The 14996-nt window shown below is 75.1% G+C and carries 14 protein-coding genes; 5 read left to right on the plus strand and 9 right to left on the minus strand.

Features of this window, described 5'->3' with window-relative positions; genetic code table 11:
- Positions 1-6 precede the first annotated feature (6 nt).
- The 3 genes from ABH931_RS09360 to ABH931_RS09370 all read right to left on the minus strand — a co-directional run bounded on the left by ABH931_RS09360 (position 7) and on the right by ABH931_RS09370 (position 3083).
- The gene (locus ABH931_RS09360) at positions 7-1503 is read right to left on the minus strand and encodes a hypothetical protein (protein WP_370111750.1); all 1497 of its coding nucleotides are present in this window, start codon (positions 1501-1503) and stop codon (positions 7-9) included.
- 390 nt (positions 1504-1893) lie between these two features.
- Positions 1894-2673: an aquaporin gene (locus ABH931_RS09365; RefSeq protein WP_370111751.1), complete on the minus strand. Its 780-nt coding sequence runs from the start codon at positions 2671-2673 to the stop codon at positions 1894-1896.
- A gap of 227 nt (positions 2674-2900) precedes the next feature.
- Positions 2901-3083, minus strand: coding sequence for a hypothetical protein (locus ABH931_RS09370; protein WP_370111752.1), 183 nt, complete (start codon positions 3081-3083; stop codon positions 2901-2903).
- 337 nt (positions 3084-3420) lie between these two features.
- Between ABH931_RS09370 and ABH931_RS09375 the strand changes: the two genes are divergently transcribed.
- The 4 genes from ABH931_RS09375 (at position 3421) to ABH931_RS09390 (ending at position 7427) form a co-directional block, all read left to right on the plus strand.
- A complete protein-coding gene (locus ABH931_RS09375; protein WP_370111754.1) occupies positions 3421-4182 on the plus strand; it encodes a LamB/YcsF family protein in 762 nt (253 codons plus the stop codon).
- Positions 4183-4223: 41 nt separating this feature from the next.
- Entirely contained in the window at positions 4224-4931 is a 708-nt protein-coding gene (gene pxpB, locus ABH931_RS09380; RefSeq protein ID WP_370111755.1) for a 5-oxoprolinase subunit PxpB, read from the plus strand.
- A gap of 64 nt (positions 4932-4995) precedes the next feature.
- A complete protein-coding gene (locus tag ABH931_RS09385; protein ID WP_370111757.1) occupies positions 4996-5907 on the plus strand; it encodes a biotin-dependent carboxyltransferase family protein in 912 nt (303 codons plus the stop codon).
- A 425-nt stretch (positions 5908-6332) separates the two neighbouring features.
- Positions 6333-7427: a WD40/YVTN/BNR-like repeat-containing protein gene (locus tag ABH931_RS09390; RefSeq protein ID WP_370111759.1), complete on the plus strand. Its 1095-nt coding sequence runs from the start codon at positions 6333-6335 to the stop codon at positions 7425-7427.
- On the opposite strand, the gene ABH931_RS09395 is transcribed toward ABH931_RS09390, so the two are convergent.
- From ABH931_RS09395 to ABH931_RS09410, 4 genes are all read right to left on the minus strand, one after another.
- Entirely contained in the window at positions 7414-8271 is an 858-nt protein-coding gene (locus ABH931_RS09395) for an SGNH/GDSL hydrolase family protein (protein WP_370111761.1), read from the minus strand. The genes ABH931_RS09390 and ABH931_RS09395 overlap by 14 nt on opposite strands.
- Positions 8268-9641 carry a glycosyltransferase gene (locus ABH931_RS09400; protein WP_370111763.1) on the minus strand — a complete coding sequence of 458 codons (1374 nt, stop codon included), beginning with the start codon at positions 9639-9641 and terminating at the stop codon, positions 8268-8270. The genes ABH931_RS09395 and ABH931_RS09400 overlap by 4 nt, the downstream gene beginning before the upstream one ends.
- 11 nt (positions 9642-9652) lie before the next feature.
- Entirely contained in the window at positions 9653-10846 is a 1194-nt protein-coding gene (locus ABH931_RS09405; RefSeq protein ID WP_370111765.1) for a glycosyltransferase family 4 protein, read from the minus strand.
- A gap of 139 nt (positions 10847-10985) precedes the next feature.
- The gene (locus ABH931_RS09410) at positions 10986-11378 is read right to left on the minus strand and encodes an ester cyclase (RefSeq protein WP_370111766.1); all 393 of its coding nucleotides are present in this window, start codon (positions 11376-11378) and stop codon (positions 10986-10988) included.
- A gap of 75 nt (positions 11379-11453) precedes the next feature.
- Between ABH931_RS09410 and ABH931_RS09415 the strand changes: the two genes are divergently transcribed.
- Entirely contained in the window at positions 11454-12095 is a 642-nt protein-coding gene (locus ABH931_RS09415) for a TetR/AcrR family transcriptional regulator (protein WP_370111768.1), read from the plus strand.
- Here ABH931_RS09415 and ABH931_RS09420 read toward each other — a convergent pair.
- Both ABH931_RS09420 and ABH931_RS09425 read right to left on the minus strand, forming a co-directional pair.
- Positions 12083-13198, minus strand: coding sequence for an ABC transporter substrate-binding protein (locus ABH931_RS09420; protein ID WP_370111769.1), 1116 nt, complete (start codon positions 13196-13198; stop codon positions 12083-12085). The two genes, ABH931_RS09415 and ABH931_RS09420, sit on opposite strands and share 13 nt — an antisense overlap.
- Positions 13199-13394: 196 nt before the next feature.
- On the minus strand, positions 13395-14849 hold the full coding sequence (locus ABH931_RS09425) for a HEAT repeat domain-containing protein (RefSeq protein ID WP_370111771.1): 1455 nt from the start codon (positions 14847-14849) through the stop codon (positions 13395-13397).
- Positions 14850-14996: the final 147 nt, after the last annotated feature.

Consider the following 14996-nt stretch of genomic DNA (forward strand, 5'->3'; position numbering starts at 1 on the left):
AGTGCATCACGCCCCCTCCTTACGATCCGCCGCCATGCCGACGGCGTCGAGCAGCGCGCTGCCGACGATGAGGTCCGCACCGCCGAACTCCGCGTCGTCGAGGCGGGTGCCGTCGTCGACGGCGAAGACCAGGCGCTCCTCGCCCTGCCGGTAGGCCGTGCCGACGCCGGGGCTCGCCGCGTGGACCGCGAGGAGCGCCACCAGGTACGGAAGGTCCGGATCGGTCCGCCGCGCCTCGGCCAGCAGGCCGGAGAGCCGACGCGGCGCGTCCGCCGGGAGGTCGAGCAGGCCGAGCGCGGCCTCCAGCTGCTCGTCGGAGAAGCGGCTGTCGTCGGGCGTGGAGATCAGGTCGGGCTCGGGGAGCTCCGCTCCCAGGTGCTCGCGCTCCACCGGCGGCGTCAGCAGCACGTCGACCAGGTCGCCGAGACGGACGGCGGTCGGGGTGCGCAGGCCTATCGCCTTGCGGAAGAACGCCGTCGTCACCGCGGACGCCTGCTCCAGCGGCAGCGGCAGCACCGGCGCGAGCAACTGCCCGTACAGGTCCAGGCCGCTGCGCGAGGTGGGCGCGGCGAACGCCTGGCGGTCCTGCTCGGCGCGGAACAGCGGCCCGGCCTCCAACAGCCTGGTCTGCAGCTGGGTGTGGCGCCGGATGCAGTCCTTGACGATGTCGACCAGCTCGGCGGCGCGGCGCTTGTGCTCAGGGTCCTCGGCCTCGTCGCGCGCCTTGCGGATATTGGTGAGGATGGCGTTCTCGTGCCGGTAGCGGTCGGCGATGTGCTCCAGCGCCTCCGCGATGAGGTCCGGCACGGTCTCCATCCAGTCCACCGCCCGCACGTTGCGGCGCGTCGCCTCCAGCGCGCGGCGCAGCAGCTCGCTGAACTGGACGGTGCGGTAGCGGGCCTGCTCGGCGGCGAGCTGGGCGTCGGCGAGGCGGCCACGCCGGATCAGCACCTCCAGCTTGACCTCGGCCGCGATCTGCGCGGAGGTGACGTCGGTGTCGAGTGCGCCGACCAGGACGTTGACGGCCTCGTCCGTGGTGCGCAGGTAGACGCCGCCGTCGGGGCCCGGGACCTCCTCGATCAGCTTGAAGTCGTAGTCGCGCCGGACGTAGCTGCCGTCGCTGCCGAAGGTGCCGTAGACGGCGCGGAAGCCGCGGTCGACGCTGCCGACGTTGATCAGCGACTCCAGCACCCACTTGGCGACGCGCTCGTGCTCGCGCCACTCCCGCTCGGGCGCCTGCGCGGCGACCCGCGGCAGCATGCGGGCGAGCACCTGGTCCCGGTCGGCGCCGGTGTCGAAGTCCATGTGCAGGGTGACCAGGTCGATCGCGGCGAGCGCGATCTCCGCCATGCCGTAGACCGCGTACTCGCCAGCCAGATTGGCCTTGCGGTTGTCGAGGTCGTGCAGCGGCGCGGTGCAGGCGAGGGCGCGCAGCCGACGGGCGAGGCCCTCGTCGGCGGCGGGGCCCGGAGCCGGGCGCGCTGCTTCGGCGGTGGTGGTCACGGGGGCTTAGCGTAGAGGCTCGGACCGACAACGTCCCAAACGGCATGGATCGCCCCGGTCTGTCCTCGCCGCCCGCTGCCGTTGCGGGCAGCTCCCCCTCGTTCGGGACCGGCCGGCACGCGCGTGCGCCGCGGGAGCGCGGGGCGGGAGCGCGGGGCGTGCGTGCCGCGCGGGAGCGCGGGGCGGGGGCGCGGGGCGGCCGGAACCGACGCCTCCGCTGGCCCGACGGCCGCTGGGCCCCGCAGGGAGCGAGGCTCCATCCGCCGGGCCGCCGCGCGTCGCGCCCGCGCGGGCTCGACGCGGCACGCACGCCGTGCGGCCCGGACCGCGCCGTTGGCGTCGGACCGGCCGCACGGCGTGCGTGCCGCGTCGCGTGTGCCGCCGCTGCGGCTACTCGCTCACCGTGACCGGCTCCGGCTCGCGTGCGGTCGCCATGGCCGCCGCTTCGTGAGCACGGCTCAGCGCCTGCCACGCCACGCCGGCCAAGGCACCGCCCACCAGCGGGAAGACGATGAAGACCCACAGCTGGCCCAGCGCCCAGCCGCCCTGGAACACCGCCGTGGCCAGCGAACGCGCCGGGTTGACCGAGGTGTTGCTGACCGGAATGGTCACCAGGTGGACCAGGGCCAGGCCCGCGCCCGCGACCAGGCCGCCCATGGCCACCGGGAAGCCGCGTCGCGTCGTGCCGAGCACGACCAGCGCGAACAGTGCCGTGGCCACCACCTCGGCGAGCATGACCGCCCCGAGATTGTAGTGGTCGGGCGAGTGGATGCCGTAGCCGTTGGAGGCGAAGCCCGTCTCACTGACGGACACGATGGTCTTCTGGCCGTCCTGGCCGACGGCCGTGAAACCCGGCATACCCTGACCCACCGCCCAGACCAGCAGCGCGCCGAAGAGACCGCCGACGACCTGGCCGCCGAGATAGGACGGCAGCAGCCGTACGTCGGTCTTCTTGACCACGACCATGGCCGCGGTGATCGCCGGGTTGATGTGGCAGCCGGAGATCGGTCCGATCAGGTAGGCGGCGGCGGCCAGACTGAGCCCGAAGGCGAGCGCGACGCCGAACACGCCGGCCTTGTCGCCGTCGAAGACGGCGGTGCCCACACCGCCGATGATGAGGATCGCCGTGCCGACGGCTTCGGCGAGGAAGATCCGTGCAGCGCTTCCCATGGATAACCTCCCGGTAAGTCCCGCAGGACGGGTACGTGCGGGGCGAGGCGGGCCGCCCCCGGCGGCACGCACCCACACCGGTCGACCGTAGGCCGATCGTGCGCACACGGCCCTTCGGGCAGGGCCACCCGGGTGATCTTCTGAGCAGCGCGCGTGGCTCGCGGGGAAGAGGGGAAGAGGGGCGGCGCCCGCCGGCGCCACCCCTCCGCTCGTGGCGCTTGCGGGCCTCAGCCGAGCTCGGCGCCCAGGACGCCGGCACCGTTGTCGCTGCCCCAGCCGGTGACCTTGCCGTAGCCCGTCCCCGCGCTGTACACGCCGTTGCTGCCGCTCTTCACGCCGTGGAAGGCGGCGCCGTAGCTCGGCCCCTGGCAGGAGCGACGTGCTGACCTCGTCCAGAAGGGCCGCCACACCCACTCCCTTCCGTTTCCGTGCTTCCGGTCCTCGCGCTTCGCGCTCCGGCGGTCCGTTCGAGGCGGCCTCGCCTTCGCGCCCGGATCCCCGGCCCTGCCGCCGTGGTCGTCCCGGCGGCATCGTCCATGCTCCGTCCGGGTGGTGTCGGTACAACGCTTTTCACGGGCCGTCACATCCCTGACGCATCAGAGAGCTTTGCGTGCGCATTCCTGCCCCACGCCCGTCCGCACAACCGGCCTCCGCCATGTGAGCACCCTGTGAACCTCGGGCGACCGCGCATCGAACCCGGCCGTGGACGAGCCGAGGCAGCGCATACGATCGACCCAGGAGGTGGAGATGGATCTCAACGCCGATCTCGGCGAGGGCTTCGGCCGGTGGACGCTCACCGACGACGAGGCCCTGCTCTCCGTCGTCACCAGCGCCAACGTCGCCTGCGGCTTCCATGCGGGCGATCCGACGACGATGCGTCGCGTCTGCGAGGGCGCGGCGGCGCGCGGGGTGCGGATCGGCGCGCAGGTCTCCTACCGCGACCTGGCCGGCTTCGGGCGGCGCGCCATGGACGTGCCGCGCACCGAGCTCGCCGACGAACTCACGTACCAGATCGGCGCGCTGGAGGTCTTCGCCCGCCAGGCGGGCGCGGGTGTCGCCTACGTGAAGCCGCACGGCGCGCTGTACAACCGCGTCGTGCGCGACGAGCAGCAGGCGGCAGCGGTCGTCGACGCGGTCGCCGCCTTCGCCCGGGCGTTCGGCCGCGAGTTGCCGGTCCTCGGCCTGCCGGGCTCCGCGCTGCTGCGCCTCGCCGCCGAGGCGGGCCTGCCCACGGTGACCGAGGCCTTCGCCGACCGCGCCTACACCCCGGCCGGGTCACTGGTCCCGCGCACCGAACCCGACGCGGTGCTGCACGATCCCGACGCGGTGGTCGCGCAGGCGCTCGCCGTCGCCGTGGCGGGCGAGGTGACGACGGTCGGCGGAGAGAAGGTCCCGGTCGCCGCCGCCTCGCTCTGCCTGCACGGCGACACGCCCGGCGCGGCCGCGCTCGCGCTGCGGGTGCGGTCGGCGCTGGAGGCGGCCGGGGTGACGCTCGAGGCCTTCGCTTGAGCGGCGATCGGGCCCCGGCCCTCCCCCCGACCGTCCGCCCGATGGGCCCGCGGGCGGTGCTCGCCGAGGTCGGCTCGGACGAGCAGGTCGCGGCACTGCTCGCGGACTTGATCCAGCGTCAGCGTGACGGCCTGATGGCCGCCGAGGTCGAACTGACTCCCGCGGCGCGGACCGTGCTGGTCGACGGCCTCGCCAACGCGCGCGAACGCGTATCGCTGACAAGCTGGTTGACCGCGTGGCAGCCGCACGCGGTCCGCTCCGACGCCGGAAGGCTGGTGGAGGTCCCCACCGTCTACGACGGCGAGGACCTCGGGGAGGTGGCCCGGCTGTGGGGCCTCTCGCCCGAGGAGGCGGTGCGCCGGCACGCGGCCTGTGCGTTCCGGGTCGCGTTCTGCGGGTTCGCCCCCGGCTTCGCGTATCTCATCGGCCTGCCCGAGGAGTTGGCCGTGCCACGCCGGCCGACCCCGCGCACCCGCGTCCCGGCCGGATCCGTGGCCCTCGGCGGGCCCTACACGGGGGTCTACCCGAGCGCCTCCCCCGGCGGCTGGCAGCTCATCGGCCGGACGGAGCTGGGCCTGTGGGACTCCGACCGGTCACCGGCCGCGCTGCTGACGCCCGGCACCCGGGTGCGCTTCGTGCCGGTCCCGGCGTCGGCGTCGGCGTCGGCGTCGGCGTCGGCGTCGGCGTCGGCGTCGGCGTCGGCGTCGGCGTCGGCGTCGGCGTCGGACGGGAACGAGGGACGCGAGTGAGGGACGCGAGTGAGGGACGCGAGTGAGGGACGCGAGTGAGGCGCACCGTGACGAGGGGAGGCAGATGCTGACCAGCAGCGGCACGGCGCGTGCGTTCGAGGTGGTCCGGCCCGGTCCGCTGGCGACGCTCCAGGACACGGGCCGACGCGGGGTCGCGGCCTTGGGTGTGCCCCGCGCCGGGGCGCTCGACGAACCGGCCTATCGCTGGGCGAACGCCCTGGTCGGCAACGCGCCCGGCGCGGCGGCGGTGGAGGCGACCCTCGGTGGTCTCGCACTGCGCGCCGTCGGCGGTGGCGCGTGGGTGGCCGTGACCGGCGCTCCGGCGCCGGTGCGGGTCGGCGGTCGACCGGCTGCCTGGGGCGCGCCGGTGCGGGTGGCTGCGGGCGAGTCGGTCGAGATCGGCCCGCCCAGCGCGGGTGTCCGCTGCTATCTGGCGGTCGACGGCGGGTTCGCGGTCCCTCCCGTGCTGGGCAGCCGCTCCGCCGACCTCCTGGCGGGCCTCGGGCCCACTCCGCTCGCGCCGGGCACGCGGCTCCCTCTGGGCCCGGCCGGATCGCTCGGTCCGCTCGGCCCCGGCGCGGCGGACTGCGTCCCGCTGCCCGCGCCGCCCGTCGAACTCCTGCTGCGGCTGACTCCCGGCCCGCGCCGCGACTGGTTCGAGGCGGGGTCGCTCGCGGCGCTCGGCCGCGCCCGGTACCTCGTCTCACCCGCCACCAACCGCGTCGGCCTGCGCCTCACGGACGGCCCCCCGCTCGTGCGCCGCCCGGGCCTGGGCGAACTGCCGAGCGAGGGCATGGTGCTGGGCGCGGTCCAGGTCCCGCCGGACGGCATGCCCGTGGTCTTCCTCGCCGACCACCCGACGACCGGCGGCTACCCCGTCATCGGCGTCGTCCCTGGCACCGACCTCGCCTCCGCCGCCCAGGCCCTCCCGGGCACCCCTGTCCGCTTCCTCCCGACCTCCCGCCTGGACGCCTGAGCGCGCTCGGCGGCCGCCCGACGCGCAGGGTCACCCCGTCGAGGCGCGCGGCCGGGGCACAGCGCCCTCGCACTACGGGTCGGGTCCGGCCGCCCGGGTTGTCCGCTGCCACGGTCGGGCTGCCGGGCCGCCTCGCAGCCCAGGATCCAGCACGCCCCGCCCGCCTGGAGGGGCCATCCCCCGGGCCGGCCCGGACCTCGCGGCCCGATTCCCGGGAGGCCGGCGCGTCCTCCCCCATGCGTCCCGGATTCCGGCGCATGCCGCGGACGCGCGCGCTCCCTCGTTCGTGTATTCGAGCGCGTTCGATGGGACGCGAAGCGCGAGGCGGGTCCAGACTGCTGTCAGAGCCGGAAACCGAGGCGCCCGACGCCTTGATTCCAGCGCCCACCTGCCCGTTCCACGGCGACGCCCGGAGGTGTTCCGCGATGACTGAGACGCTGCTTGCGGTCGGCACGGCCAAAGGCCTGTTCCTCGCCCGCAGCCGGGACCGCCGCTCCTGGTCCTGGACGGGACCGCACTTCGTGATGCAGGGCGTGTACGCGGTCGCGGTCGACCGCCGGGGCGCGACGCCGCGCATCCTCGTGGGTGCCGATTCCAGCCACTGGGGTCCGTCCGTGTTCACCTCGGACGACCTCGGCGCGAGCTGGCAGGAGCCCGCCGCCCCGGCGGTCAGGTTCCCGGCCGACACGGAGGCGTCGCTCGTCCGGGTCTGGCAGCTGCGGCCGGCGGGAGCGGACGAGCCCGGCGTCGTGTACGCGGGCACCGAACCCGCCGCGCTCTTCCGCTCGGAGGACGGCGGCGTCTCGTTCACCCTCAACGAGAGCCTGTGGCGCCATCCGCAGCGCGAGCAGTGGCAGGCCGGGTTCGGCGGCCAGGGCCTGCACACCGTCGTGCTCGACCCGCGCGATCCCCGGGCGATCACCATCGCCGTCTCGACGGGCGGCGTCTACCGCTCGCTGGACGGCGGCGGGAGCTGGGAGCCGTCCAACACCGGGATCGAGGCCCGGTTCCTCCCGGAGGAGGAGCGCTACCCGGCCTTCGGCCAGTGCGTCCACAAGGTGTCCCAGGACGCGGTCGACCCGTCCCGGCTCTACCTGCAGAACCACGGCGGCGTCTACCGCAGCGACAACGCGGGGGCCGTCTGGAAACGCATCGACGCGGGCCTTCCGGCCGATTTCGGCTTCCCCGTCGCGGCCCACCCGCACCGGGGCGACACCGCCTACGTCTTCCCGCTGGTCGCGGACTACGAGCGGCTCGCTCCCGAACACCGCTGCCGCGTCTACCGCACCGAGGACGCGGGTGAGACCTGGCAGCCGCTGGAGAAGGGCCTGCCCGCGCGCGACCACTACGGCGTGGTCCTCCGCGACGCACTGGCCACGGACGACGGCGAGCCGGCCGGCATCTACTTCGGCAACAAGAACGGCGAGCTCTACGCCAGCGCGGACGAGGGCGAGTCCTGGTCGCTGCTCAACGAACACCTCCCCACGGTGCTCTGCGTCCGGGCGGTCACGCTGGACTGACCTCGACGGTGAGGTCGCGCCGGCCGGGGAGGGCCCCCAACGCGGCGGCCGTCTGCTCGGCCGCCTCGCGGTCCAGCTGCTCGGCCCGGTTCTCCCGGCGCTCCGCGGCGGCGAGCCGGATCAGGTCCGGCAGCAGGTCCGTGCATCGGTCGAACACCCACCGCGTGCCCTTGGTCGCCATCCACCACACCTGGGCCGAGCGGCTCGGCGCGACCCCGTCGGTCCGCTCATCCGGAGCCTCCCCGACGGCTATGCCGCGCGCGGCGAGCTCGCTGTGGAAGGCGCGGGCTAGCGCGCGATGGCCGCGCTCGCTCGGGTGGAGCCGGTCCACGCTCCACATCGCCGGCTCGAACAGCCAGGGCTCCTCGGCGGCGTGGACGTGCACGGCGTCGTAGCGCTCGGAGAGCGCGTGGACGACCGTGTTGACGCTGCACATCCGACGCCCGAGCGGACGTGCCAGCGCGTCGGGCAGCCCCAGCATCCGCCCGGGGTCGGGCAGACAGGCGGTCAGCAGCACCGTCCCGTCCTCGGCCAGGCTGCCGAGCGTGGTGTCGAGGTGGCGGGCCACGGCATGGATGTCGTAGCTGGCCCGCAGGGTGTCGTTGCCGCCGACGATCACCGCGGCCACGTGCGGCCGCCGCTGCCGGGCTTGCGGCAGTTGACTCAACAGCACATCGGCCGTCCGGGCGCCGCTGGTGGCGTGGTTGGCGAAGGCCACCCCGCCTGGATCGGCTGGAAGGCTCGCGGCCAACAGGGCCGCCCACCCGCGCCACCCACCGGCGGCGGGATCGCCGAGCCCCTCGGTCAGGGAGTCACCGAGCGCGGAGACACGCAACGAGGTCATCGAACTGCTCCGTTCAACGGCGGGTTGCCGACGGGGTCCACCGCAGCGGCCCCGGGTTCGGGGGCCGGGACGGCCGCCGCCCCGGCCGCACCGCCCGCCGGACGCGGCCTCGGCTCGACCGGCGGTGGCGTGAGGACGGAGCCGCCCGCAGGCCCTCCCAGCACTGGGCCGAGGCGGGCTGTGGCCGGAGCCGGCCTCGGCCCGGCCAGCCGGGGGCGCGACCGGTGCCGCGCCGAGGCGACGGCGGCCGGCTCGGTCTCGTGGGCGGCGAGAAAGGCGGCGACGGACGCGTCCCAGCCGAAGAGCTCCGCTCGGGCGCGCGCGGTGGTGCGCCGCGCGGCCTCGGGGCGGGCCAGGAGGCGCTGGACCGCGTCCGCGAAGGCCGGCCCCACGTCGGCGGCCGCCAGGCCCGCCTCGCCGAGGATCGGCGGGAGGGCGGAGGAGGACGAGGCCACGACGGGCGTGCCGCAGGCGAGTGCCTCCAGCGCAGCCAGCCCGAAGGTCTCGACCGGGCCCGGGGCGAGCGCCACGTCCGCGGAGGCGAGCACAGCGGAGAGACGCTCCGGCTCGCCGATGTGGCCGAAGAAGCGCACCGGGAGAGTCTCCCGCTCGGCCCGGGCGGCGAGGCGGTTGCGCAGCGGTCCGTCCCCGGCTACGGCGAGCACGGCGGACAGGCCCCGGCGTCGGAGCTCGGTCAGCGCGTCGAGGGCGCGTTCGGGCCGCTTCTCCGGGGAGAGCCGGGAGCAGAGCACCAGCAGCGGCTGCTCGGGTGCGACGCCGAGTTCGGCCCGCAGGGCGGGGTCGTGCCGGGAGGGGTGGCGCAGGGTCAGATCCACGCCGAGCGGGGCGAGCCGGACGTCCGCCGCGTCGAGGCGCCGGAACTCTCGGGCGGCCCACTCGGTGGTGCAGATGATCCGGGTGAAGTCGCGCGCGGTGCGGGTGTTCAGGACGTCGGCCAGGTGCCGTGCCGCCGCGCCGGGCAGCCCCCAGACGCGCAGCACCCCGTCCAGGCTCTCGTGGGAGACCATCGCGGCGGGCACGCCGTGGTCCCGGGCCCAACGGCCGGTCCAGCGCAGCGTGGTGCGGTCGGACACCTCCAGCCGGTCCGGTAGCAGCGCCGCCAGGGTCGTGGCCACCCGCTGCCGGTCGAGCAGGACCCGGTACCCGCCCGTGCCGGGGACCACGGGGCCGGGCAGGGTGATCACCCGGCCCTGCTCCGTCTCCTCGTCCCCTGCCTCGGGCCCGGGCACGACCAGCACGGGCCGGTGCCCAGCGGCGAGGTAGCCCGCACCGAGCCGGCGCAGCGCGGTGCGCAGTCCGCCCGAGCTCGGGGTGACGAAGTTCGCGACACGCACGATCCGCAGTGCCATGTCCGCCCGCCCTACGCCGCGGCGACGGTGTCGGGGGCAGCGGCCGGGCCGGAGACCGCGGCCGGGACCGCCGTGACGACACCGACTCCACGTCCGCGCCGGGCCATCACCCGGTGGTAGTGGTCGATCAGCTCGTCGCCGACGGACTCCCAGGTGCGCGCCTCGACGTCGGTGCGCCCGGCCACGCCGAACCGGGCCCGGACCTGCGGGTCGGCCGCGAGCTCACCGACCGCGCGAGCAAGGGCGGCGCCGTCCCGGGCCGGCACGAGCAGGCCGGTGCGGCGGTGGCCGATCAGGTCCAGCGGCCCACCCACGGCGGGGCCGACGACGGGGACGCCGCTGGCCATCGCCTCCTGGATGGTCTGGCAGAAGGTCTCCATCGGCCCGGTGTGCGCGAACACGTCCAACGAGGCGTAGAGGGCGGCCAGTTCGTCGCCGGTACGGCGTCCCAGGAAGACCGCGCCGGGGAGGGCCTGGCGCAGCGAGTGGTCGGAGGGGCCGTCGCCGATCACGACCACTCTGACGCCGGGCAGGGCCGCGGTCTCCGCGAGCAGGTCCACCCGCTTCTCGGGAGCGAGGCGACCGACGTAGCCGACCAGCACCTCCCCGCCAGGGGCGAGCGCGCGTCTCAGGGCCTCGTCGCGGTGCCGGGGGTGGAACCGCGCGGAGTCGACGCCGCGCCGCCACAGGTGCACCCGCGGGATGCCGTGGGCTGTCAGGTCCTGCAGGGCGGGCGTGGACGGCGCCAGAGTGAGGTCGGCGGCGCAGTGCACGGTCCGCAGCCGCCGCCAGGCGGCGGCCTCGCCGAGCGCGCTGCCCGCCCGGTAGGCGCGGGCGTAGCCGGCGATGTCGGTCTGGTAGACCGCGACCGTGGGCAGGCCGAGCCGTTCGGCGGCGGCCATCCCGCGCGATCCGAGCAGGAAGGGGCTGGCGAGGTGGACCACATCGGGCCGGTGTCCGGCGATGAGCTGCTCCAGCTTCCGGCTGGGCAACGCGATCCGCACCTGCGGATAGCCGGGCAGTGGCATGGCGGGCACCCGGACGACCGGGCAGGGATCAAGGGCTCCGACCGGCGCAGCGGGTGCGGGAGCGATGACGAGGGGCTCGTGCCCACGGCGCACCAGGTGCTCGGCGGTGCGCAGGACGGAGTGGGCCACCCCGTTGACGTCTGGCGGGAACGACTCGGTGACGAGGACGACACGCATGCCAGCGTTATTCCGAGCCCCGGCGTGCGGCGAGGCACGTCGATCTGACCGAACGGCGAACGGCGCACGAATCCTCGTCGAGTCGGCCCCGATCGCCCCTCCAGCCCCCGGACCACGCGTTTCTCGACCCGCGCCGTTCTCAGAACATTCCGTTCGCGTTCCTCGACTCGCCCGGTACCGCCTGCATCACGTCCCAGTGCTCGACGATCCGGTCCCCCTCGAAACGGAAGATGTCGACGATCGCCGTGGCCGGCCCACCGGGCACCCGCACGCCCTCGACATGGGCGACGACATGGTCTCCCTCCGCGAAGATCCGCTTCACCTCGGCACGCAGCCGCGGGAAGTCCTGCCGCAGCGTGTCGACGAACTCGCGCAGGCCCTCGACGCCGTCAGCGATCCGCGGGTTGTGCTGGCGGTAGTGGTCGCCCACGAGCGTGCGCGCGCCCGCGAACTGCTTGTCGTTGATGGCGGCCTGGTAGAAGGCCAGCACGGTCTGCTTGTTGCGCTCGGCCTGGGTCAAGGTTCCGGTCACGGCTCCCCCTCGATAACTGAACAGCTGTAGCGCTACAACTGTAAGGCTAAGGCTGGGCCGCTACCCTCGTCTTTCGTGAATGCCTCATCGCCGACGACCGAACCCGCCCGCCCGGGCCGCGGGCGGAACCCTCGCGGACAAGGTGAGCGCCTGCGGGAGGAGATCGTCACCGCCGCACTCGTCCTGCTCGAAGAGCTCGGCGACGACCGGACCCTGTCGCTGCGCGCGGTCGCCCGCGAGATCGGCGTCGCGGCCACCTCGGTCTACCTGCACTTCCCCGACCGGGACGCGCTGCTGCTCGCCGCGCTGCGGCGGTGCCACGCCGACCTGACGCTCGCCGCCCGGGTGGCGGAGGAGGCGGCCGCGCCGGATCCGGTCGCGAGCCTGCGCGCCCGCGCGCTGGTGCTCGGCACCTGGGCCCACGACCATCCGGGCCTGTACAAGGTGCTGCACGAGAGCACCCTCAACCAGCGCGCCGACACGTCGTTCAGGAACGACATCGCCCTTGCCACCACGGCGGCGGTCCAGCGCTGCATGGACGCCGGCCTCGCCCCCGCCGCCGACGCCGCGACCGTCTCCCTGGACCTGCGCGCGGCGGTGCACGGCGCGGTGTCCCTGCGCGTCAACCAACCCGCCCACCCGTGGCCTCCGTTGGAGGACCAGGTCGACCGGTTCCTGGCCGGCCTCGTCGGAGTTCCGCGCCGTCAGGCGGAGTGAAGGACCCGAAAGCATCCCGGCTCCGCCGGGTCCCGGTCCGCCACCTGGATCGGGGCCCAGGCCCACTGCCACACGTCGATGCCCGGAACGCGGGAGAACCGGATCGGCCCCCGGGTGCCCTCGACCTCCAGGTGCGGCCAGGACGCGGCGAGGCGCGCGCGGTCCGTGCCGTGCTCGCGGAGCGCCGCGGCGAGCACGGTGACCGCGTCGTAGCCCTCGAAGCCGACGAAGCAGGGCGCCTCGCCGAGCCGCTCGCGCAGGGCTGTCTCCACCCGTGCTCCGAGCGGGCCGAACCGCTCGGGCAGGTAGCGCAGGAACGGGACCGCGGCGCCGTCGGCGCCCAGCAGGTCGGACCACGCGGAGAGTTCGGGCTGTCCGGCCGGGGCGCCGAGCTGGATCCCGGCCAGACGCGGATCCCTGCGGACGGCCCGGACGATCGAGACGGCGGGCTCCGGATACCCGGCCAGCAGCAGAAGGGCGCTCGCGCCGCTCGCGGCCAGCGCGTCGCACAGTGCGTCAGCGGGGTCGAACGTGCGCAGGTCCAGCTCGGTGACGCTGCCGCCGTGCGACGTCAGGTGGTCGCGCAGGATGCGCGTCCCGGTCGCCCAGTAGAGGCTCGCGTCCGCCGCGACGGCGATGCGCCGGTGGCCCGCGGCGAGCAGGAAGTCGGCGTACACGCGCCAGCCGACCGACTGCGCCGGCGCCAGCCGCGCCACCCGGTCGGTCGGCTGGTCCGTGAGCGCGTCGAGCACGCCCGACGAGCACAGGAACGGCAGGGCCAGGGCGTCGGCGCGCCCGGCGACGGCGCGGGCGACGACGCTGTGGAACTCACCCACCAGGGCGGCCACGCCCAGGCCGGCCAGCTCCTCGACCGCCGCGGTGGCCCGCGCCGGGTCGGCGGCGGTGTCACGGACCATCAACTCGAGCGGCCTGCCGTCGATCCCGCCGGCCTCGTTGACCTCACCGGCCGCCAGCTCGAGCCCGGCGAGCAGATGCCGGCCCGCCTCGGCCCAGCCGGGACGACTGAGCGGCACCAGAGCGCCGATCCGAACGGACGATCCGTCAACCGGCTTCGCAGGCTCATGATTGATCATGCCGAGCATTCCACCCCGGGTGTCACGCCCCGGGCAACCGCTGTCCAGCGACCCGCGCGCGTGCCAGCTGCCGGACCGTGGCGGGCAGAAGGCGGTGCTCTGCCTCCAGCACCCGCGCGGCCAGGGTGTCCGGGGGTGTCATCCGCGAGGACGGGGACCTCGGTGCCGGCCAGGCCGTGCCCTCGGCCCGGGGCGGGCCGCGCCTTCAGCCCGCGCTCAGGCGGCCGCGGACGGCCGCGTGGACCTCAGCCTCCTCGCCGGGGTCGGCGGCCAGGCGGCGCAGGCGGTCCAGGACGCGGACGTTGCCGCTGGTGCGGACATGGCGGGCGGCGAGTTCGCGGGTGGCCTCCTCGCAGTCCCACAGGCATTCGACCGCCGCACCCGTGGCGAAGTACGGGTCGACGACCGCCAGGCCGCGTGCCGCACCCAGGCGCAGCTGGGAGCAGACCGTCTCGGCGTAGATGTGGCGCAGGACAGCGACGGCCTGCCCGGCCTGGAGGCGGCCGACGCCCTCGACCAGCGCGAAGAGTGACTCGCCGTCAGGCCCGGAGTTCGACACCTCACGGTGCAGCGCGGCGACGACGAGCGGCGCGTCCTCGGGGCCGCCCGCGCAGGCGAGCAGCCGTGCGGCGGCCTCGGCCAGCCGGCCGCCCTCGATCCGGGAGGCCCAGACACGGGCGTGCACCAGGATGCCCTCGCCCCGCATCCGGCCCAGGGTGTCGAGCGCGAAGTCGGCGACGGCCTCGTGCAGGTCGTCCGCGGCGAGCTCCATCAGACCCGGCACCTCCGGGTCGTCCACCTCGGCCAGGTACCGCAGCGCGGCACAGCGGGCGCCCGGCGGACCGGAGCGGGCCGCGAGGCGCAGCACCGGAAGGTCGGCGGGCGACGCGACGGCTCCCAGCAGGCGGGCCGCGGCCGCGCCACGCCGCAGCACGGCGCGACCGTCCGGGCGGTCCGCGAGCGCGGCGCCGTCGGCGCCCGCGCCGGGCAGCGGCTCGGCGTCCGCGTCGGCCCAGGTCAGGACGGCCTCCGTGCTCCACTCAGGAGTGTGCGGGCGGGACATCTGGCGCTGCCAGAGCTCGAAGGGCGCACGTTCGGTCGCCGCGGCGACGCGTGGGTGCGTGGCAGCCCACAGGTGCCACGGGCGCGGCTCGTAGGCGTCACGGACCGCGGCACGCAGCTCGGCGTCACCCTCGGACCCCTCGGGGAAGCGGGCGAGGACGGCGTCGGCGAGGCCGCGCAGTCCTTCGTCGCTGTCGCGGACGGCGAGCTCGTCCAGGGCCCAGGCCCAGTTACCGCCCTCGGCGGCGTAGCGGCGCAACAACTGCAGAGCGTCCCGGCGCCCGTAGCCGGCCAGACGGCCCAGCACGGCCAGGGTCAGCCCGGTGCGGCTCTCCCTCGGGTCCAGCTCGTCCCACGCGTCGAAGAGGTGGGCCTCCAACCCCTGCAACGGCGCCTCGAGCTCCATGAAGAGGCGTGCGTAGTAGAGGGAGCGGTTCTCCACCTGCCAGTCGCGGCGGGGGTCTGTCGTGACGCACTCCTCCAGGGCGGCGAGCGCATCGAGACGCTCGGCCGCCAGAGCGTGCAGGGTGCCGTCCCCTCGGCCCCGCTGAAGCAGGCCGAGGAGGGAGGCGCTGGGCGCTATCGCGGGCTCGAACATGAGGTCAGCATCCGTTGCGGCGGTCCTGGTGGCAATGGAATTTCGGTGCGCGAGGCGGTTGACCTGGTAGGTCCGCCCCGGCACAGGGGTCGGTTCGGGTCCGCGACGGTGGCCGCGGGGGGATTGTGGCACCGGCCGACGGATGCC

Source organism: Streptacidiphilus sp. MAP12-33, from assembly GCF_041261265.1.
In the GTDB taxonomy this organism is placed as follows: Bacteria; Actinomycetota; Actinomycetes; order Streptomycetales; family Streptomycetaceae; genus Streptacidiphilus.